The organism is Dysgonomonas sp. 520 (assembly GCF_010501095.1).
In the GTDB taxonomy this organism is placed as follows: Bacteria; Bacteroidota; Bacteroidia; order Bacteroidales; family Dysgonomonadaceae; genus QVMP01.
In genome coordinates this window covers 1-20,343 of record NZ_QVMP01000012.1, presented here as the reverse complement: position 1 = coordinate 20,343, position 20,343 = coordinate 1, and the positions used below count along the sequence as shown (strand labels likewise).

Here is a 20,343-nt window from a genome sequence, read left to right as displayed (position 1 = left end):
TATTCAGACCGGAATTTTTCGTTAAATATTAGTTAAACATGCACAAATTCAAATACTTAAACAACAACAAAATATGAAACTTGAAAATAAAGACATGAGTTCGAACATTCTGTTCGTTGACCTGGAAAAAGGTAGTAACTGGAGTACCAAACAAGATAATTGCAGGATAATATTAATCATTTCGGGAAGACTAAATATCTCTTTTTCGGATGTTCAGAAAAACTATGTTTCAGCCAACAAATTATTCTTCCTGCCTGCCGGATATAGATGTATGATTAACACCCTGGAGAGTTCTTCTTTCATCTTAATTGACATCAACGATGAAAATTACCTCTATGATAATTTCAGGATGACGGAATTCAAAAACGCTGAACAGCAGATAGTTAACTATCTCCCTTTTAATAATGTAATGAACGGATATATTCATTCTCTCCTTATTTACAAAAATAAGAATATAGATTACAATTTTCTGGCTGACATTAAAGCTAAAGAGTTGATTTGCATACTCAAAGCATCGTATACAAAGAAAGAATTGAACGAACTTTTTAGTACATACTTAACCAACGACCTATACTTTACAGAACAAGTAAGAAAATTGTCTCAAGACATCAGAAATGTAATAGAACTAGCTGATCAAATGCATTATAGCTATTCCGGATTCAACAAAAAATTCAGAAAAGTATTCGGTGTTTCAGCCTATTCGTGGCTCAGGAAACGCAGAGCGAATACGGTTTACCACGAAATATACCATACGGACAAAAGCCTGAAACAGATATCAACCGATAATAAATTCGCAACTCTGTCTCATTTCAATGAATTTTGTCACAAAGTATTGGGTGATTCGCCTCGACAAATCAGGTACAAAAGACACAAGAAGCAAAATATATAATTTTAAGGCTTATTACAGGAAGTAGACAACACATATTTTGCCATAAATTTGCACTGAGCAAATCCTCTTAAAAAAAGAAAGCTCTGTCACTCATAAAGTGACAGAGCTTTTATCATTATTCATAACGAAAGTACAAAGATATACAAATTTATTGGAAAAGGAATAATGAAGATTGCAAAATTTTATCTCTTGTCCTTCATCCTGAACTGCATCACAGTTTCTTTATCCCAAACATTTTCAAGCAGAACGGTTTTACGTGTAACTTTCTCATTCTTACGTCCCCAATCCTGATAAACATCAATGTAAGCCTTTGCTTTCGATGCTGTTTTGGTTCTGTTTCCACTATAATATTTGAGCATCACTTTATAATCTCCTTCCGGAGCCTTTTTCAGAATATACATTTCGGGACCGTAACCATCTGTCACATCAATGCTCAAACGTCCGCCGATCTCAGTTTTGCTGTGAGCATAATAGCACTCTTCGCCTGTTGGTTCAAGCACATGCAGGTCAATATCTGTGTTGTCGATATTCCAATTAACCATTATAACCAAATCTGCCTCTTCAAACAAAAGGTCTTCGTCATCCAATATTTTTTCAACCTCAGCCTTAAATTTATTCAGAAATTTACGGGTATGAGGCGAAATTGTCACATTCTTATTAGCCAACAGTTTATTCATATATTTGTAGCACCTAAGGGCAGCCACTTCCTCAAAACTACCATAATCGCTGTCCCAATCCGAATTTAAACAGATATAATAATATATCAGAGCCATATCTATATTGTTTATCGTATTGGCCAAAGCATCCGCCGCAGTCAGATAAGATATCGCCTCGCCTTGCCGCCATTCTATTATACGCCTCATCATATAATATGCCTGATCTCCCATCCCCCAATCGGTCACAACCATAGCTATATCTCTCACCGCCTGAACGTCGGAAGCATTCTTTTCCACCACAGAACTAAGTAGTTTCAGGGCATCGGCTTTGCCATAAGTCTTTTTGCGATTTTTGGACAATTTATACATCCTGTCGAAACGAATATCGTCACTGTTAAGTATTTCTTTTTCATCCGAATCCTGCTGGTCTGACAGGTAAACATAATATTGCAGAGGTTTCAGCCAAACTTTAAATATCTCTTCCGGCAATCCGTTCACATATTCTGTAAACTCATCCTTTGGCCTGAAATCTATTACAGAATTCTCATTACTTAAACCTTTCATCCATGCAAGGAAATCGGCTTTGCTGTTGCCCAGCGATAATGCAGCTTCTTGTTCCTCCAATTTGGCTATGATTGTATGTATTTCATTATCATCAACAAAATTTTCGGCATCATCCATATCTATTGCTCCATAATCTTCGTACTCAAAGCTTCTGTCTAACATAAGGAAAGATGTGTACTGCCCCGGAATCTGATAATATGTAGAATAGTTGATCGCCGCATCTTCTGCCTTATATCCATAGTTATCAAGATACGACATGGCTATTTGCCCATACACACGAGAAGCCAAAGGTGATTCTATTTTTTCGGCAGCATCAAATGCAATCTCCTTGCGTTGAGTGCCATTGTTCACTTTTATGAGAATTTTCCCCGTAGGCTCTCCCCGTCCGGTGAATAGCAACTTCTGACCGTTATACAACTGTGTGGGATTGCCCGATATAAGAAAATCTTTAACACCTTCAACCTTAATATCTTCAACCTTCCAAGGCTTGTAGCGGAACGACTTAGCCGTCAACTCAGCTTCTTCTTCACCTGTTACAGTGAAGGAATAGCCTCCCGTTTCCCGGCTGAGAAAATCGAGCACGCCCATATTTGTGCCCGAAAGTCCTGTTTTATAGGTATGTATCCTATCTCCTTTGTTCACAAGATATTTGAATGTGTGTTTATTTGTTTCACCCCAGTTGCAGTCGGCGTCACTCATCAAGAATATATGTTTCGAGGCGTTCTTCTTCAACCACGACGGACTAGCACCTTCTTTCAGAGCAGTATAAATATCCGTTGCACCTTCCAATGACAGCGTATTGGCATACTCCAGAAACTTCTGCACATTGTAGTAATTGTTACTTTCATAGAATTTAGAATACCAACGATTTTCGATATTGAAGCTAAGAACCGCAAAACGCTTGATTATATCCCTGTTTTTTTCAAGGATTTCCTCAATCAGCTTCAGCCAGACATTAAATTTATCAGGATTGGAACTTAACGAAACATCTAACAGAAAAACCGCGTCTTTAGGCAAGTTGTCCTGAACTTCTTCGGGTAATTCAACCCTGTAAGCCGAAGCAAAATAATCATTATTATCACCCGAATCAACAGAACTGTCTTGTATCAGCACGACAGGAGCCGTAGTATTGTAACTGATGGTTATCTCCTTCTCTTGAGGATTTGTCACCGAATAATATTTGCGTGTACCGTCATTTTCTATCAGGTCGCCATCCGCATTGTGCGTTGTTTCCTTCAAATTTGGAGAGACATCGACAGGCATACTTGGCGAGTTATACACATGCATATCCAGACGAACATCTTTCTCGGCCTTAGGAATCGACAATATGTGCTCCCTGAAATCCAGAGCCTCGGTCATATCCACATCATATCCAATCACAATTTGATGCAAGGTATTATTAGCCATCGGGAAAACCCTGCAACTGAACATATCTGCCCCGCCCCATTCCATCAAAGCAGGGTCGATATTGGCAGACAAAATGTCTTCGTATGCTTTTGCGGCTTTTTGTTTCGAGACAATGCGTGCGGCTTTCACCCGCTCCCAATCGCGACTCGAATCTTCGACATCTCTGAATGATAGCTCAAAATCGTCGAAATCGTATTTGGTGAATTGCACCTTTTTAGACATAATGTTGTTGTTAGCATCTGTTTCTTCATTATATTCTGTTTCGCCAAAAGCAAAACAAAAAGGAGTTGCTCCTGTTGGCAGTTTCAATTTGAATACACCCTCCAAATTGTCTTTCTTATCGTTGAAGAAAAAGCAATCCATCAATACCCTCACCCGAAAACCATCTACCTGAACGGCCATCTGAACAGATTCGAGCGGAATAAAGTCATCATCACCCACTTGCAACCTGATAGAGTTGTCCGTGATGCCCGATCGTTTCCATGTTGTGGCTTTGTCTTTACCTTTTTTTCTCATCTCCTGAACTGATATGGAAGATACCGAGCCCATAACACTTCGCTTCTGCTGCACGCCATATCCCACAACCACCACTTCGTCTAGCGTCATTTCTTCTTCATCCAGAACGATGTCCATTTTAGGCTGAATTGGAAGTTCTTTCGATTTATAGCCTATGTATGAGAATACCACCGTGCGACCCGTAAAAGTTGACGGGACGTCGAGAGTAAAATTTCCGTCGATATCCGTACATGTACCCGTCGTAGTACCTTTCAGGGTCACAGAAACCCCAATCAACTCATCTCCATATTTGTCTTTGACCGACCCCTTTATTCTGGTTGTTTGTGAAAATGCAAGAAGAGATAACATTAAAGAAATAAAAAGTAGTGTAGCTTTTCTCATAGTTTTGTTGCTAAGTTTGTTTCGATTGATAAAAATAAACAATATTTATATAAATTATGAGTATTGATGCCGAAAAAATCCATAAACATATATCAGAAAGTTTTTTATACCTTTGAATATCATATAGAACAAAACAACTTCAAATGAAACACAAAATTTCAACACTATGTTTACTCCTGATCGTAACTGTATCAGGACTGACATTCACTCAATGCAAAAGAAATGAACAAGCAAAAATCGACGAATTTGTAGAGCTGATGAACAAAGATTGCCCTGTCAGCTTCAATCAATCTACAACATTGGTTAATGTTGAATCTCTACCTGAGAAAAGAGTCAAATTCAATATGACAATGACAGCCATAAATCAGGTAGCGGCTGATGTAGCCGCAAATATGCTGGACAAGCTCGTCCGCCCCATGATGATACAAGCGCTAAACAACTCTCCTGAGATGAAAGAACTTACCGCTTTAGGTGTTACATTCATCTTTTCCGTTAAATCGGCAGATAACAAAACGTCCAACGAAATTATAATTACACCCGATCAATATAACAATCCAACAGAAACCCTTGAAAACATAGACCCTACTGCTTCGATAGAAGACAATGCGGAAGGACTATTGCAAGCCTCTGTCGATGCGCTAAAAAGCCAATTACCGATGACTGAGCCCAACACAGGTATCGTCATACTGGAATGTTATGCCGAAGGAAAAACAATGGCTACCGTAGCCGAATTGCCCGAAGCCATAATAAATGGCATATCGCAAGAAGACTTTAAAAGAAATACTCAAGCAGGAGTGAAGCAAATGGTGAAATCTAATCCGGGCATGAAGGCCCTGATCGACAATAATATTGGAATAAAATATATTTACAAGAAAAAAGACGGAAGCCTATTCGCTGAAATAGAATTGACAAAAGATAGTTTGTAATCGTTTCATATTCCCCCCTCGCTTAAATCCTGTCACGAACGAGTTCGAGGCGGGATTTTTATTTTCAGTTAAACAATGCGCACCATCGGTTGTTATATAATCAATGATTAAAAAAAATTAAACTGGAAAAATTATGAAATCGAGAGTATACACATTATTATTTTCTATTTTCCTACTGGCAACTGCTTGTGGCAACACAGGCCGTAACAAAGTAGATGGTACTGACGCGCAAGCAGCGGCAACGGGTGAAGGCCAAGTATTGGTAGTAGATACCACAGCGTCCGTCATTCGTTGGACAGGGTTCAAACCGGGAGGAAGCCACTCCGGAATTATAAAAATAAGCGAGGGAACATTAACCGTGAATGGAGAAGAAGCAACAGCTGGTTCTTTCACCATCGACATGAACAGCATTGTGAATGAAGACCTGACAGACGCTAAAATGAATAAAATGCTTGTCGACCACCTGAAAAGTGAAGATTTTTTTGAAGTGGCAAAATATCCGCAAAGCAAGTTTACGATTACCAAAATTGAAAAATCGGCAACGCCATCCGATTCGGTAAACTATACGATCAGTGGAAACCTTAAGATGAAGGATGTTGAAAAAAATATTTCGTTCGGTGCAAAGATTAACAAAGAGGGTGAGATATACAAAGCCGTATCGGTTCCTTTTTCTATCGACCGCACTCAATGGAATGTTAAATATGGTTCTAAGTCATTGTTCTCGGAACTGAAAGATAATTTTATCAACGACGATATAGAATTACAAATTACGATCGAGGCAAAAGCCTTACAATAAGTTTTTCGTTTACAAATTTCAATGGAAAACGGCTTTGGATGATTATACCGGAGCCGTTGTTAATAAACAAAAAGAAAGGATCAGAAAAAATGAGAACTGTTTTATATAAAGCAAACACTCGTGGTCATGCCAATCATGGTTGGCTCGATACACACCACACCTTTAGCTTTGCCAATTACTACGATCCTGACAGGATTAATTTCGGGGCATTGCGTGTAGTTAACGACGATATAGTGGAAGGAGGCAAAGGCTTTGGCACGCATCCTCACGACAATATGGAAATAGTATCCATACCCCTTAAAGGTGGCTTGAAGCATGGCGACAGCATGGGAAACGGAGGCATCATACACGAAGGAGAAGTGCAGGTGATGAGTGCCGGCACAGGTGTCCTCCACAGTGAGTTTAATGCTTATCATGACAAACCTGTCAACTTTTTCCAGATCTGGGTATTTCCGAACAAAAATGATGTGAAGCCCAGATACGAACAGAAGAAAATGGATTTTCCGGAACATAGGAATAAGCTATCTGAAATAGTAACACCAACCCCCACCGATCATTCTTTGTGGATACATCAGAATGCGTGGTTCAACATCGGAATGTTCGACAAGAATGTAAGTATCGACTACGCTCTGAAAGACAAAGGCAACGGTGTATTTGTGATGGTGATAGAGGGTAAGTTTAATGTTTCGGGCACAGAGTTGGATAAACGTGATGCCATCGGTATTTGGGAAACAGACTCCATAAACCTCAAGGCTCTGTCTGACGATGCTCAGATATTGTTGATAGAAGTTCCTATGGAATTTTAAACAATCGACTCGGTTATTGACTCAATTATATTTTCCTGAAGAAGTTCTGTTTATATAGTTAGACAGGGCTTCTTCTTTTTCATTTATTACACCCGTAGTGCATTTAGAAAATAAAAGATAACTAGCTGAAAAATAATATATATTTGCATTGTCATCCTGAGTAAAACGAAGGATCTGGATTGAAATACACAGATTTTTCACTTCGTTCAAAATGACAAAGCGGATATAAATCTTATAATAAATGAGTTAACATCAAACTCTTAAATGCACTACGGGTTTATTGCACAAAATAGTATCAAATACCGATATAATTTGTTAACTTTGAAACATAACCTTTATTGGGAGATTGAATATTAACCCGGCAAATATCTCTTGATTATGAAAAAGTTAACTTTCCTTTTATTTTCTGTTTTCTCGTTTTTGGTTCCTTGTGCCCAAACCCAATTGCCATATAAAACATTGGCTGCACTGAACTACGACACCACGGCTTTTGTTGTCTACAATTTCATGGATAGAGCCGACCTGTATAAGGGTAAAACTCTGGAGGATATATCTAACGACTTGCAAATGCCGATAAAAGATGTTGACTACAATATCAATTCCGAAACAGGCAATATACAAGGCATGTATCTTTATGTATATAGCAGAAGACATCTGGCTCGACTAATCAGCAACAATTCCGATTACAGTATCATCTACGTCCTTTTCAGCAACGAAATGAAATGGAATGATGATATTATGAAATCGAAAAGAAAAAAACGAGAATGGAACAAAAACACATTCGAATATTATAAAAACGGCACTATCAAGGATGTAAAGGTCTTAATCCCTAAAAGCAGTAGATATTACGAAAAATATAAAGACTTAGAAAAAAACCTGCTACCCCTTTATGAAATAAGTGGCGATACGATCTATTACAATATAAACAGATTCAGATAATCAATGCGGAGCAAAATTTGATTTTATATAATCCAGAATCTCAAAATCTTTGTTCAGCACAGGTTTTCCTATTTCTTGCACCCTCAATTCTATCATAAGAGGTTGTTTCTTTGCGACACATTTGTTCAAAAAAGATTCTATTTCCATCAAATTCTCAGTCATAGGAGTAATAGCAATTTCATGTGCTGCATTTTCCACATTGTAAAAATAGTATGCAGATTTCATCTCATTCAATTGCCCGGCAATATACTTAGAGCCATAGAATCCCAAAGGCCCCATCTCTAACTTGTTGTAAGGTACATTGCTGTCAGCATCGCCATGAAACAACAGCATCGGAGCAGGTTTCGATTTCCAAGCCAATTCGCCCTGCATGCTGAATATTGCTCCGGCAAAAGAGATAATGCCTGCATAATTAAATCCATCGGGAAGAACATTCGACAATTCAGACGAATTACAGATATCATACTCAGCATGAAGAACGGCTACCGCACCCGCACTCGACCCACAGACCACAATTCTAGTCTGGTCTACATTCCAGTCGTGTGAGTTTTTTATCACATAATTAGTTGCATCGTACAAATCCTCAACCGACATAGATATAGCATTATTGAATAGACCGACAACCGACATCACATCTCCACCCTCATCAAATTTAGGATTTTTCAGTCCCAACCTATAATCAATGGAAACCACAACATAACCCAGATCGGTAAGGCTCTTAAAGTAAGGCACGTAACGGTCATCGTTCCTCGTCCCGGTCGAGAAACCTCCGCCAAACATAAAAATCACACAAGGTTTCTTATCTTTAGCTGAAGCTATTTCGTATTTATCCAACCTCAACGTATCACCGCCCTTTACCGCATAGACGAACGTTTGCTTTTCAGGCTGTTGAGCCGATACAGACAATATAAAAAGCAAAATGACAGTCAGTAGTATATTTCTTTTCATAATTTTTTTCTTATAGATAAATAATACTTCATTTGATGCTGGGGCAAGCTTCTGGTCTACCCGAATGGCAGGGGCATAAAATTTTTACGCCCGAAAAGAATTTGTCGTGTAAAAATAGTTAAATTTATTACACAATTTTAGTCTCTGTATAAAAAAACTAATCTATATTCGTACTCTATTTCTAAAATAAATACTGTTATGTCGAAAGAAAATAAGAAAAATATTGAAACAATCTGTGTTCAGGCAGGCTGGACACCCAAAAAAGGAGAACCCAGAGTATTGCCTATCTATCAGAGTACAACCTTCAAATACGAAACAAGCGAGCAAATGGGCAAACTTTTCGATCTGGAGGAAAGCGGGTATTTTTATACACGGCTACAAAACCCTACGAACGATGCCGTAGCAGACAAAATTACACAGCTCGAAGGCGGCGTTGCCGGCATGTTAACTTCATCGGGACAGGCGGCTTCTTTCTACGCACTGTTCAACATTTGCTCGGCCGGCGATCATTTTGTCAGTGCTTCAACTATCTACGGAGGAACTTACAATTTGTTTGCCGTAACGATGAAAAAATTAGGAATAGATGTAACCTTCATAGATCAGGATGCGTCGGAAGAAGAAATAAGCAAGGCCTTTCAGCCAAACACTAAAGCCTTGTTTGCCGAAACCATCTCCAATCCGGCAATGAATGTTCTTGACATTGAAAAGTTTGCTCGGATAGCACACAGTCACGGGGTTCCTCTGATTGTAGACAATACTTTCCCAACGCCTATCAATTGCCGTCCTTTCCAATGGGGGGCAGATATAATTATACACTCCACCACCAAATACATGGATGGACATGCAGCAGCAGTAGGAGGCGCAATTGTTGACAGTGGAAACTTCGACTGGGAAGCATACGCAGATAAATTTCCAGGATTGACGCAACCCGACGAGTCGTATCACGGACTGACTTACACCAAAGCCTTTGGAAAAGGTGCATACATAACCAAAGCTGTTGTTCAACTGATGCGTGACCTAGGTTCTGCCCAATCGCCACAAAACGCATTCCTGCTGAATCTCGGACTTGAAACTTTGCACCTACGTGTGCCCCGTCATTGCGAAAATGCTTTGAAAGTGGCACAATACCTGCAATCGCACCCCAAAGTGGCATGGGTGCATTATCCTAAACTAGAGGATAATAAGTATTACGAATTGTCTGAGAAATATCTTCCGAATGGCGCTTGCGGTGTCATGACCTTCGGCATAAAAGGTGGTAGGGATGAATCGGTGCGTTTCATGGATAGCCTTAAGCTAGTGGCTATTGTTACGCACGTTGCCGATGCCCGCACCTGCGTTCTTCATCCTGCAAGCCATACTCACAGGCAGCTGAGCGACGAGCAGCTTATTTCTGCCGGAGTGGCTCCCGATCTTATCCGCCTTTCTGTTGGGATAGAGAATGTTAACGACATCATCAATGATATTGAACAAGCATTGGAAGATGTAAAATGAAACAAATAAGAAAACAGGTTGCACCCGTAAAAAATGCAACCTGTTTTTCGATCTACTTATCGGAATATAAACCGATCTGATTACCTTCACAATCTTCGAAAACGGAAAAATAACCTCTGTCGTCCGCCTCTATCTTTGTTTTGGGAATAACAATCCGTCCACCCACTTGCTCGATAAGAGAAGTTGTAGCCTCCATATCTACACAATTTAAACTTACAAGGACTCCTTTTCCCGATGGCTTGAAGTCCGGAGCCCAAGATATTGCTCCCGGCGATTTGCCATCTTCTTCGTCGGACGGGAAAAATGCCATTTTCTCCGTTTCGCACTCGAAAGAACTCATTTCGATATCAAATACCGTTTGATAAAATTTGATTGCCCTGCTGAAATTTTCGCAAGGAATTTCGAAAAATGCTACTAATCTTTTCATGTTTTTTCTTTTTTATGACTGTTTTTTACTGATAACACTACAAAAGTAGGAGGTATTAAGAGCAAAAACTTGTAAAAAACGGACACAAAGCAAGCACATACAACCCCTACCATTCGGGCAAACCAAAGGCTTACCCCTACAAAAACGCTTATTGTGACTTTGAAGAAGAATTTCTGAAAAAAAATCCGGATGCAAACATGTATGATGATTATTTTTCTAATATCTTTGCTGAAAATTATCAGAATATTGAGTTAACTTTTGATGGTGACTGATATTTTCTTAATTGAAAAAGGAGAATCAAACAACGAAAAATGAATACCATACAAATCCCTCTTAGCAAAAGGAGGATTATTTTATTGATAACACTATCTGTGCTGTTTGTTATTGTCAGTTTGTGGCTATTTTTAACTGCAGATCAGCAAACATATTATAATTCCATTTTTGTAAAAATCGCAGGAATAGTCGGAACCATATTTTTTGGTTTCACTACTGTTATATATATCACAAAGCTGTTTGATAAACAGGCGGGACTTATTATCGACGATATGGGAATTATCGACAACAGCAGCGTTTCCACTGTCGGACTGATTGAATGGAAAGATATAGAAACAATACGCCAGGTTAATATAATGTCAACAAAGATACTGCTCATTGATGTTTCTTTACCTGCAAAATATCTGAATCGTGTGAGCGGACTGAAACGCAAAACAATGGAAAGCAATATGGCTTTGTGCGGAACACCTCTTTCAATAACACCCAGAAACCTCAACTGCAAAAGCAATGAATTGGAAAAACTTCTTATCAGCGAATTAGAAAAACGTAAGAAAAAAGATTCTTGCCTATAAAACCAATTCTTCGAACAACAATCGGGTAGTCTTTTCCAGATCGTCCGAAAATCCGGGATGCGGACGAGATGTCTGTATGCACGAACTTTTCATGGCGGTCAACCATCTGAAACGCTCCGGCACATCCAAACGGGCAATCGCTCCTCCGTCTTCAACGCCCAGGCATATTTTCTCGAAAGCCTCCAAATTGGAGTAAACCTCATCCAAATCCGTATCAGGAGAAAACACCTTCAACTTTTCCTTATCAACCTCATACAGCATTTTGATAAATCCAACACGTTTAGAAAAAAGGATAAGTCCTACATTCATAAACTCTTCCCTCTCAACTTTGGGTACAAGGCGTACAACCGCATATTCATATAAATGTTTTCCTTGCATCTTGCGCTTCTTTTACAAAGTTACAGGAACTATCTCTTCTTGTTGTCAGAAATTTATAGTAGACTTCACGAATATCTTCCTTCGATTCTTCTTCATTATCCCAATTCAGCCAATCTTCGGGAATTGAATCTACAACCTCCCTGATTTTATCGTCCGTGAGCAGTTTTTTCAAATACTCGTCAGCCTTATCCATTTCATCGGCAAAGGGCAACAACACATGATCTTTGACCTGTGCAAACGGAGTTTGCGCATACCTCTCCCACCCTTGCCACGAGTGATGAAAATAGAGCGACGCTCCATGATCTATCAGCCACAATTCTTTATGCCACATCAGCATATTTGTGTTACGGATAGTGCGGTCTACATTGGTCAGAAAAGCATCCAGCCATACAATACGGGAAGCGGTTTCAGCATCAACACTCGTAACCACAGGATCGTAAGCGAATGCCCCGGACAAAAAATGCAGCCCCAGATTGAGTCCCCGGCTTGCCTGCAATAGGTCTTGAATTTCTTCGTCACCCTCCGTACGTCCAAAAGCCTCGTCCAGATTTATAAACACCAACTCAGGAACCCTGAATCCAAGCAGCGAAGCAACCAAACCTCCAACAAGTTCCGACACCAACATTTTTGTTCCGTGCCCGCCTCCTCTGAATTTCACGACATACTTGAACCCGTCGTCAGCATCAGCCAACGCAGGCAAAGAGCCTCCCTCGCGCAAAGGAGTAACATATCTTATAACATTAACAGTACGTAAGTTCATAATCTTTTCCTGAATGGAAAAGTAAAGATACAACAAAGATAATACATATTTATATTGTCATCCTGAGTAAAACGAAGGATCTGGATTGAAAACACACAGATTTTTCACTTCGTTCAAAATGACAAAACCGATACGAATCTTATAATAAATGAGTTTATATCAAAGTCCTAAATGCACCACGGGTCCTCAATGTATGTAGTAACGTATACCCATACTTAGTCGGATGCCTTGAAGGCCCTCCATCTCTTTATCGTCAAATTTTATTGTAGATTTATCTCCGTTTTCATTTTTTTTCATCTTGCTCAAGGCACCACCAATTCCGATGAGATTCAGACCTAATCCCCAGTTTTTATTGAATTTGTATTCTGTTCCCAGCGAATATTGTATCCCCACGGTTGCACCTGTATACTTTTCTTCATGTTCGGGAAAATCAAGATTCAATTTATAACCCAAATAACCAACACCAAAACTACCCTCAAGAATCCATTTCGGGTGCAAAGCAGATCTTATGGAAAATGCAGGTCCGGCAAAAGTTATGAGACTTTTGCCCTTGCCCTTCAACCCTCCTACCGAACCATCGGCCGTAGCCGAAAAGGCTGAATACATGAGTCCTAATCCCCAGAAATCGCAAAAATAATAGTTTACGGAAGCATCCCAAACGGGAGCATGCATCAATTTTTCACAAAAACTTCGTTGACTATGATCTATATCAGCTGCCAGCTCCGCCGTTCTCCAACCATAACCTGCACTTGCAGCCACCTTAAAACGGGGCAACTTCCTTTCGTTAGATTCGGTGTATCTTTTCGTTATATTATTCGTTGAATCCTGATCTAAACCCGACATGCCATCTATTGTCCTGAATATGACACCTTTCATCTCGTGACAACCATTTCCCCAAAGTTCCGGCTTATTATGTCTGCTTATAAATATTATGTCTCCTCCTATCTGGCGGGCTTCCTTTTTTATATAATCCAATACACTGACAGAATCGCAAAGCGTTGATACCCCTGCATCTTTTATATCTATCACCCCTAAAGATTCAATACCTGACGGTGGCATACTGCTCTTATCGAAAAATACTTCCACATCGGAATCTTCGTCAAGAGGCGAATATGTTTTTGTAATTGTTCTTCCAATATGGGGCGAACAAGCCGAAAAGGAAATAACAAAAAGAAAACAAAATAAGACGTTTATTTTAGTAGTTTTGAAAATTTCATGGTATAATTTTCGGTAATCGAATATCATTATTGTTCTGTGTTTTACATTTCCATTGCGAATATAGAACTAAATTGTGTTAAACACAGAGATAAAACTCAAAAAAAATAAAAAAAACAATGACTATCATCAGAATCGGAATGCTTGAAAGAATATCCTTCGCCTAAAAATTCCGAAAAATATATTAACAAAAAATACATTAAAAAAAGAAAGTATTGTTATTTATACTTACTTTGTTGATGGAACAGCCATAAAAATCGAGAGTATGAAATTGACAGATAAAATAATCGTAGAGAAATTAGCCGAAGTTGGAATTATTGTTTCCAGCATTGATGACCTTGTAAACACACGGATGAGATATCCTCAGGCAATACCCCTATTGGTAAACCTACTTAATTGCGATGACTATGAACACTTGGGAGTAAAAAAGGCTATAGCCAGATCCTTAACTGTAAAAGAAGCCAAAAGAATAGCCAATAAGCCACTATTAGAGGAATTTGAGAAAATGAAGTCTAAGGATTTGTCATATTGTTGGGTCATAGGTAATGCCTTTACTGTTATCATACAGGAAGATGATGTAGATCACATTTTAGAAATTGTGAAAGATAAACGGAATGATTATTCCCGACAAATGTTCATTCTGGCGTTGGCGAAGATAAAATCCAGGAAGTCAGACATTGAAGATGTACTCATCCCCCTATTGGGGGATAATAGTATCACAGGGCATATTATTACTACTTTAGGAAATCTGAAATCGGAGAAGGCAAAAAGTAAAATAGAACTTTTCCTTAACCATGAAAAACCTTATTATAGGAGGAATGCAAAAAATGCATTAACGAAAATAGAAAAAGAAAGGATGAAAAAGGAAGGATGAAAGTACCACTGTCGTTGCGTGGGATTTACAATCCCATGCTTGGCTACTATCCGGATTTAAAATCCGGAGAATAATAACTCCGAGGTTACAAACCCCAGAGAACGGGCAACCAACACTACCTGTATATAAAAACATAAAAAAATGAAAAATGCTATAAAAAAAGAATATTTATTAATGTTGATATTGCTTGGAGTTGTATTTCTTATTGTATTTGGGTCTATATACGATCGGCGAAGCATAAGACGAAATATACACAACGATCCAGCTTATGCCATTGCTACAATAGATAAATATAATAATCCTTCTGGTAATGCACAGAAAACAGGATCTAGTTTATTTATTTCATTTTATGATAATGAAAAATATATAAAAACAACATCAAAAGTTCCACTAAAAAAGAATGGAGAAGTAATTGTTCCAGGAAAGGATTATAAAGGAGAAAAATATATAGTAATTTATAACAGGGATGATTCCGATGAATGTATATTGCTATTCAATTATCCTATAAAAAATGAATTTGATTTTGATAGATATATGAAAGAATTTGAGAAGAATCCTCCTGTTTTGGAATGAGTTTTTGGAATTAATGCAGTCTGCTTAGTAGGAAATTTGAACCACTTCTGAAAATATAATATGCAATACAAGTTTTTTGAATAACCAGAAAATTTTAAGATTATGATAATAACAAATAAAAAAATAATTGTTGAGAAATTAGCCGAAGTTGGAATTATTGTTTCCAGCATTGATGACCTTGTAAACACACGAATGAGATATCCTCAGGCAATTCAGGTATTAGTAGATTTGCTAAATTATGATTATGAGCATTTAGGTATAAAAGAAGGAATTGTAAGGTCCTTAACTGTAAAAGAAGCTAAAAGAATAGCAAATATGCCATTATTGAACGAGTTTAAAAAAATGAAGTACAATCATTTATCTTATTGCTGGGCCATAGGTAATGCCTTTACTGTTATCATACAGGAAGATGATGTAGATCACATTTTAGAAATTGTGAAAGATAAACGGAATGATTATTCCCGACAAATGTTCATTCTGGCGTTGGCGAAGATAAAATCCAGGAAGTCAGACATTGAAGATGTACTCATCCCCCTATTGGGGGATAATAGTATCACAGGGCATATTATTACTACTTTAGGAAATCTGAAATCGGAGAAGGCAAAAAGTAAAATAGAACTTTTCCTTAACCATGAAAAACCTTATTATAGGAAGAATGCAAAAAATGCATTAACGAAAATAGAAAAAGAAAGAATGAAAAAGGAAAGATGAAAGTACCACTGTCGTCGCGTGGGATTTGCAATCCCATGCTTGGCTACTATCCGGATTTAAAATCCGGAAAATAAAAACTCCGGGGTTACAAACCCCAGAGAACAGGTATATTTCGCCCCTACTGAAAAGATATTATACAATTTAAACCAACCTATCTCAACTACTGATTGGCATTAACGAAAAAGCTGCACATCTATACAAAAAAAGATTATTAATATTGGCATTTTGATAATATTGCCGTAGCTTTGAATAAAATTTCAGAAAATAATGGGAAATCCACACTCTATAGACTCTATGATGAGTCGGAAATTTAAAGCTCACCCTTGGCACGGTATCAAACTAGGACCGGATGCTCCGGAGGTGGTTACAACATTTATCGAGATTGTACCTACCGACACAGTGAAGTACGAGGTTGACAAGGAAACCGGCTACCTGAAGATAGACCGTCCGCAAAAATACTCAAACATAATTCCCGCCTTGTACGGTTTTCTTCCGCAAACATATAGTGGAAAACGTGTTGCCGAATTGAGCAATGCCCGCCTGCAACGCCACGACATTGTTGGTGACAGTGACCCTATCGACATTTGCGTTTTGACAGAGAAAGACATCACTCACGGAGATATAATTGTGAAAGCCCGCCCGATAGGTGGTTTCCGCTTAATAGATCACGGGCAAGCCGACGACAAACTGATTGCAGTACTGGAAAACGACGCCATTTACGGCGGCTACCGAGACATCAGCGATGTGCCTTTCCTTGTGATTGAGCGTCTGAAACATTACTTCACCACGTATAAGGACATTCCCGGAGAAAATGAGCGCAAATGCCTTCTAACTCATGTGTATGACGTGGAAATAGCACGGGAAGTGATAACACGCTCAATTGAAGATTATAACGAAGAATTTGGGTTTACTCTCTAAAAATAAAAAGCAAGTTTTAATAAACTTGCTTTTTATTTTTTAAACTGTCTGTCCATCATCCGTTTATCATCTTTTTCTTTCAACGATTGACGCTTATCGTATTGCTTTTTACCTCGGGCAACAGCAATATTCAGTTTTGCCAATCCTTTGTCGGAAATGAACAATCGTGTGGGAACTATGGTGTATCCTGTTTCTTTCACCAGACGGTCTATTTTCTTCAATTCCTTTCTGTTAAGCAAAAGTTTCCGATCACGACGGGCATTATGATTATTGTACGAACCATAAAAATATTCGGAGATATTCATGTTCTTCACCCACAATTCGCCTTTCTCTAAAATGCAATAAGTATCTACAAGACTGGCTTTTCCTAAACGGATAGACTTGATTTCCGTACCCGTAAGCACTATTCCTGCAGTAAATGTATCGAGCAACTCGTAGTCGAAAGTTGCCCGCTTATTTTTTATATTTATGCTTGGTAGTTTCGTAACCATTATTCATTCAAAAGTTTATCCAGAAATTCGTCAAATTCCTTGTCCATACGCTCCATAAACTTGTTGTCTATTCTCACCAAAGAATCGTCTTCAACCAAAAGCAACTCTTCCAAGACAGAAAAGTCCTCATCTGCCAGATTGATGGAAAAAGGTGTATACACATTTAAAGTTTCAAATTTACCCTCATCATCCATCTCCGCAACAGCCTCTCTCAAATCACGGGCATAGACCGAACTTGTAATGTCGCTATCAACATCAGGATTTTCGACCCATTTGTATACAACATCTTTAGCTACACAATTTTCCTCATCGTCAAAGACTGACAATTCGCCACTTTCTCTATCTATAACAATGAAAACATCAGTAAGCGAACTACCGGCATAATCTGTTGTCAAATTATCCACAGCTTTACCGATAATATTCTTTATTACTTGCTTCTTATCTCTACTCATAGCTATTACAAGTTTTATTTATGGAATGCGAAGTTATGAAAAATACAAATGCAACGCCCTAGTAATCACTCTTTTTTTATTTAACAATTTATTTTGCAAATCGCACCTCCCATTCATTTCAAATTTAATAAAAAATCGCATAAACGCCTAAACAACAACACCAAACAAACACAATGTAGTAGTAATGTTGTGGTATTTATCCGGCAATGTTGAGTTTTTGAGAAACAAATTATTTTGACACCCCTGCACGCAATGCTAATTTTGAGCATCCATCCCCATCAAAAACTCAATATAAAAACAAATACAAAATAGCCATTATTAAAACCATGAAAAGATTACATTTTTTAACTTTAAGTATTCTAACCATACTGATTCCGATGCAAAACTTTGCGCAACAAAAAAGTTACAAGCGAGGAGTTTCGTATAACATCCCCTACGATCAGGATATCGCTGCCTTATCGGACGGAATATCTTGGTTCTACAATTGGGATTCAACCCCAAAAAACAGTACCAACAATGCCATTGAAGAAAACGGGATAGACTTCTTGCCTATGGCTTGGAACGGCGACTACAACGAAGCTGCAATCAGAAATTATTTAAAAACACACCCCAATGTAAAATACTTGCTTGGCTTCAACGAACCTAACTTTGTGAATCAGGCCAACATGACACCCAAACAAGCTGCCGCTAAATGGAAAGATCTGGAAAAAATAGCCGACAATTTCGGATTAAAGCTGGTGGGACCAGCTGTAAATTACAGTCCTGATGCACCATATTACGACCCGATAAACTATCTGGACGATTTTTTCAAAGAGTGTCCCAATTGCCGTGTAGACTACATTGCGGTTCACTGTTACATGCCATACCCATCTGCCCTGATGTGGTATATCGGCCGTTTCAAAAAATACGGAAAACCCATCTGGCTGACCGAGTTTTGCGCATGGGACAATTTCTGGGAAATTGAAGGTAATCCCGAAGAAAACCAACTGGAATATATGGTAAATGCCCTAAACTATCTCGAAAACGACAAGGATGTATATCGTTACGCTTGGTTTATTCCTAGAACCGACGAAAATGACAAGTGGCCTTTCATGCAACTGCTGGAAGATAACAAGCCGGGCAAATTAACCAAATTGGGAGAAGTATTTGTCAACATGTCGTCTCAAGACAAGTCGCACTATTTCAATGTGAGCAGCCAGATTCCTGCCGAACATTACACCTCAACAAATATTGCCGACATCCCCGACAGCGACCATTGGGAGTCGAGCATATTACTGGAGCCAACCAACGACCAATCGGGCAAACTGAACATCTGTGATTTCAGAGACAACAGATGGGTAGAATACAATATCAACGTTCCCGAAAATGCAGGAGATTGCAAGCTGCAACTCAGAGTTTCTTGTGAATCTGACGCTATTTGCAAAGTGTCAGTAGATGGGAACGAAAAGCCAGACCTCACAATCAAGTCGACCAATGAGTTCAGCAATTGGCAAACTCAGGAATATCCATTTAGCATCACCCCGGGGAAACATACTATCCGCCTGAAAATTACGTCGGGCAACATAAAACTGAACTGGCTGAACCTGCTTTCTCCAAACCATTCGTCTATCTCCAAGAACAAGATAGCAGACATATCAATCTATCCAAATCCGGCTACCGACATCCTGAACATTAGTGGAGAGCAAACTCCAACTCTCGTTACGGTTTACAATCCTCAAGGAAAAAAACTCATAAGTAAACCGAAGACCAAAGAACTAGACATAAACAACTTAGTATCCGGAATGTATTTCGTGAAAATTGACATTGAAGACGGCTCTAATAAAACCTTGTCTCTTCTGAAGAAATAATATAAATAACAATCTTTTACTACATTTTTTTAAGGATAACACCCTCGTGGAGTTATCCTTTTTTCATACCCACGTCACTTTTTAAGTAAAAAATACTTTATATTATTAAATTTTTAGATATATTTGCATAATATCCACTTTAAAAGACTTAATTATGAAGAGAAATGTTTTTATTATTTATTTTTTGTTAAGCTGCTTTAGCTTCCATTTCGCAAATGCTCAAAACCATCCGGGTGGTGTTATACCCGCTACAAAGGCTGAGTATGACAGTTATCCCAAAGTAGACGAAGGGTATTCTACCAAAGCAGCAAACTTCGATCCGGATGACGACAACATCGATCCAGGAGGCTCTCCCGGAGGCTCAGAAACATCAACTACACATTATCTAGTCAACCCTCTACCCATCCCCGGAGATCAGGGCAATATGGGTTCCTGTGTGGGTTGGGCCACTTCCGCTGCAGTATCTATTATGGCAAATTAGTACTGATGCGTTAAAAATTTGAATTAAATAAATCCAATTGCTCTTTGACATT

21 protein-coding genes are annotated in these 20,343 nt (G+C 38.6%); 13 read left to right on the top strand and 8 right to left on the bottom strand.

The features are described from left to right. Positions 1 to 73 precede the first annotated feature (73 nt). Positions 74 to 889, top strand: coding sequence for a helix-turn-helix domain-containing protein (locus D0T56_RS08835; RefSeq protein ID WP_163319783.1), 816 nt, complete (start codon positions 74 to 76; stop codon positions 887 to 889). 182 nt (positions 890 to 1,071) lie between these two features. Here the strand turns inward: D0T56_RS08835 and D0T56_RS08830 are convergent, their stop codons facing one another. Next, positions 1,072 to 4,413, bottom strand: coding sequence for a carboxypeptidase-like regulatory domain-containing protein (locus tag D0T56_RS08830; RefSeq protein ID WP_163319782.1), 3,342 nt, complete (start codon positions 4,411 to 4,413; stop codon positions 1,072 to 1,074). Between the two features lie 143 nt (positions 4,414 to 4,556). On the opposite strand from D0T56_RS08830, the gene D0T56_RS08825 reads away from it, so the two are divergent. The 4 genes from D0T56_RS08825 to D0T56_RS08810 all read left to right on the top strand — a co-directional run bounded on the left by D0T56_RS08825 (position 4,557) and on the right by D0T56_RS08810 (position 7,880). Next, positions 4,557 to 5,339, top strand: coding sequence for a hypothetical protein (locus D0T56_RS08825; RefSeq protein WP_163319781.1), 783 nt, complete (start codon positions 4,557 to 4,559; stop codon positions 5,337 to 5,339). A gap of 133 nt (positions 5,340 to 5,472) precedes the next feature. Then, positions 5,473 to 6,135 carry a YceI family protein gene (locus tag D0T56_RS08820; protein WP_163319780.1) on the top strand — a complete coding sequence of 221 codons (663 nt, stop codon included), beginning with the start codon at positions 5,473 to 5,475 and terminating at the stop codon, positions 6,133 to 6,135. Between the two features lie 89 nt (positions 6,136 to 6,224). Next, on the top strand, positions 6,225 to 6,941 hold the full coding sequence (locus D0T56_RS08815; protein WP_163319779.1) for a pirin family protein: 717 nt from the start codon (positions 6,225 to 6,227) through the stop codon (positions 6,939 to 6,941). Between the two features lie 378 nt (positions 6,942 to 7,319). Then, on the top strand, positions 7,320 to 7,880 hold the full coding sequence (locus D0T56_RS08810; RefSeq protein ID WP_163319778.1) for a hypothetical protein: 561 nt from the start codon (positions 7,320 to 7,322) through the stop codon (positions 7,878 to 7,880). On the opposite strand, the gene D0T56_RS08805 is transcribed toward D0T56_RS08810, so the two are convergent. Then, complete coding sequence (locus D0T56_RS08805; protein WP_163319777.1) at positions 7,881 to 8,828, bottom strand: alpha/beta hydrolase; 948 nt, start codon at positions 8,826 to 8,828, stop codon at positions 7,881 to 7,883. Positions 8,829 to 9,026: 198 nt separating this feature from the next. Between D0T56_RS08805 and D0T56_RS08800 the strand changes: the two genes are divergently transcribed. Next, positions 9,027 to 10,319, top strand: coding sequence for an O-acetylhomoserine aminocarboxypropyltransferase/cysteine synthase family protein (locus D0T56_RS08800; protein ID WP_163319776.1), 1,293 nt, complete (start codon positions 9,027 to 9,029; stop codon positions 10,317 to 10,319). A 52-nt stretch (positions 10,320 to 10,371) separates the two neighbouring features. On the opposite strand, the gene D0T56_RS08795 is transcribed toward D0T56_RS08800, so the two are convergent. Beyond that, a complete protein-coding gene (locus D0T56_RS08795; protein ID WP_163319775.1) occupies positions 10,372 to 10,746 on the bottom strand; it encodes a VOC family protein in 375 nt (124 codons plus the stop codon). Positions 10,747 to 11,057: 311 nt separating this feature from the next. Here D0T56_RS08795 and D0T56_RS08790 point away from each other — a divergent pair, with 311 nt between their 5' ends. Continuing rightward, entirely contained in the window at positions 11,058 to 11,591 is a 534-nt protein-coding gene (locus D0T56_RS08790) for an STM3941 family protein (protein ID WP_163319774.1), read from the top strand. Here D0T56_RS08790 and D0T56_RS08785 read toward each other — a convergent pair. From D0T56_RS08785 to D0T56_RS08775, 3 genes are all read right to left on the bottom strand, one after another. Further along, entirely contained in the window at positions 11,586 to 11,969 is a 384-nt protein-coding gene (locus D0T56_RS08785) for a DUF3037 domain-containing protein (protein WP_163319773.1), read from the bottom strand. The two genes, D0T56_RS08790 and D0T56_RS08785, sit on opposite strands and share 6 nt — an antisense overlap. After that, the gene (locus tag D0T56_RS08780) at positions 11,947 to 12,729 is read right to left on the bottom strand and encodes a HipA family kinase (protein ID WP_163319772.1); all 783 of its coding nucleotides are present in this window, start codon (positions 12,727 to 12,729) and stop codon (positions 11,947 to 11,949) included. The genes D0T56_RS08785 and D0T56_RS08780 overlap by 23 nt, the downstream gene beginning before the upstream one ends. 186 nt (positions 12,730 to 12,915) lie before the next feature. Further along, a complete protein-coding gene (locus D0T56_RS08775; protein WP_163319771.1) occupies positions 12,916 to 13,974 on the bottom strand; it encodes an outer membrane protein in 1,059 nt (352 codons plus the stop codon). 235 nt (positions 13,975 to 14,209) lie between these two features. Between D0T56_RS08775 and D0T56_RS08770 the strand changes: the two genes are divergently transcribed. The 4 genes from D0T56_RS08770 to D0T56_RS08755 all read left to right on the top strand — a co-directional run bounded on the left by D0T56_RS08770 (position 14,210) and on the right by D0T56_RS08755 (position 17,020). After that, positions 14,210 to 14,818: a HEAT repeat domain-containing protein gene (locus D0T56_RS08770; RefSeq protein WP_163319770.1), complete on the top strand. Its 609-nt coding sequence runs from the start codon at positions 14,210 to 14,212 to the stop codon at positions 14,816 to 14,818. A 141-nt stretch (positions 14,819 to 14,959) separates the two neighbouring features. Further along, positions 14,960 to 15,391 carry a hypothetical protein gene (locus tag D0T56_RS08765; protein ID WP_163319769.1) on the top strand — a complete coding sequence of 144 codons (432 nt, stop codon included), beginning with the start codon at positions 14,960 to 14,962 and terminating at the stop codon, positions 15,389 to 15,391. A gap of 102 nt (positions 15,392 to 15,493) precedes the next feature. Beyond that, positions 15,494 to 16,102 carry a HEAT repeat domain-containing protein gene (locus tag D0T56_RS08760; RefSeq protein ID WP_185153867.1) on the top strand — a complete coding sequence of 203 codons (609 nt, stop codon included), beginning with the start codon at positions 15,494 to 15,496 and terminating at the stop codon, positions 16,100 to 16,102. A 267-nt stretch (positions 16,103 to 16,369) separates the two neighbouring features. Further along, entirely contained in the window at positions 16,370 to 17,020 is a 651-nt protein-coding gene (locus D0T56_RS08755) for an inorganic pyrophosphatase (RefSeq protein ID WP_370458795.1), read from the top strand. A gap of 32 nt (positions 17,021 to 17,052) precedes the next feature. Here D0T56_RS08755 and smpB read toward each other — a convergent pair whose 3' ends face one another. Together smpB and D0T56_RS08745 are read right to left on the bottom strand one after the other, a co-directional pair. Further along, on the bottom strand, positions 17,053 to 17,511 hold the full coding sequence (smpB, locus tag D0T56_RS08750; protein WP_163319768.1) for an SsrA-binding protein: 459 nt from the start codon (positions 17,509 to 17,511) through the stop codon (positions 17,053 to 17,055). Continuing rightward, complete coding sequence (locus D0T56_RS08745) at positions 17,511 to 17,963, bottom strand: hypothetical protein (RefSeq protein WP_163319767.1); 453 nt, start codon at positions 17,961 to 17,963, stop codon at positions 17,511 to 17,513. The genes smpB and D0T56_RS08745 overlap by 1 nt, the downstream gene beginning before the upstream one ends. 326 nt (positions 17,964 to 18,289) lie before the next feature. Here D0T56_RS08745 and D0T56_RS08740 point away from each other — a divergent pair, with 326 nt between their 5' ends. Together D0T56_RS08740 and D0T56_RS08735 are read left to right on the top strand one after the other, a co-directional pair. Further along, the gene (locus tag D0T56_RS08740; protein WP_163319766.1) at positions 18,290 to 19,810 is read left to right on the top strand and encodes a glycosyl hydrolase; all 1,521 of its coding nucleotides are present in this window, start codon (positions 18,290 to 18,292) and stop codon (positions 19,808 to 19,810) included. A gap of 154 nt (positions 19,811 to 19,964) precedes the next feature. Continuing rightward, positions 19,965 to 20,291 (top strand): hypothetical protein, encoded by a 327-nt coding sequence (locus D0T56_RS08735; protein ID WP_163319765.1) that lies wholly within the window; start codon positions 19,965 to 19,967, stop codon positions 20,289 to 20,291. Positions 20,292 to 20,343 lie beyond the last annotated feature (52 nt).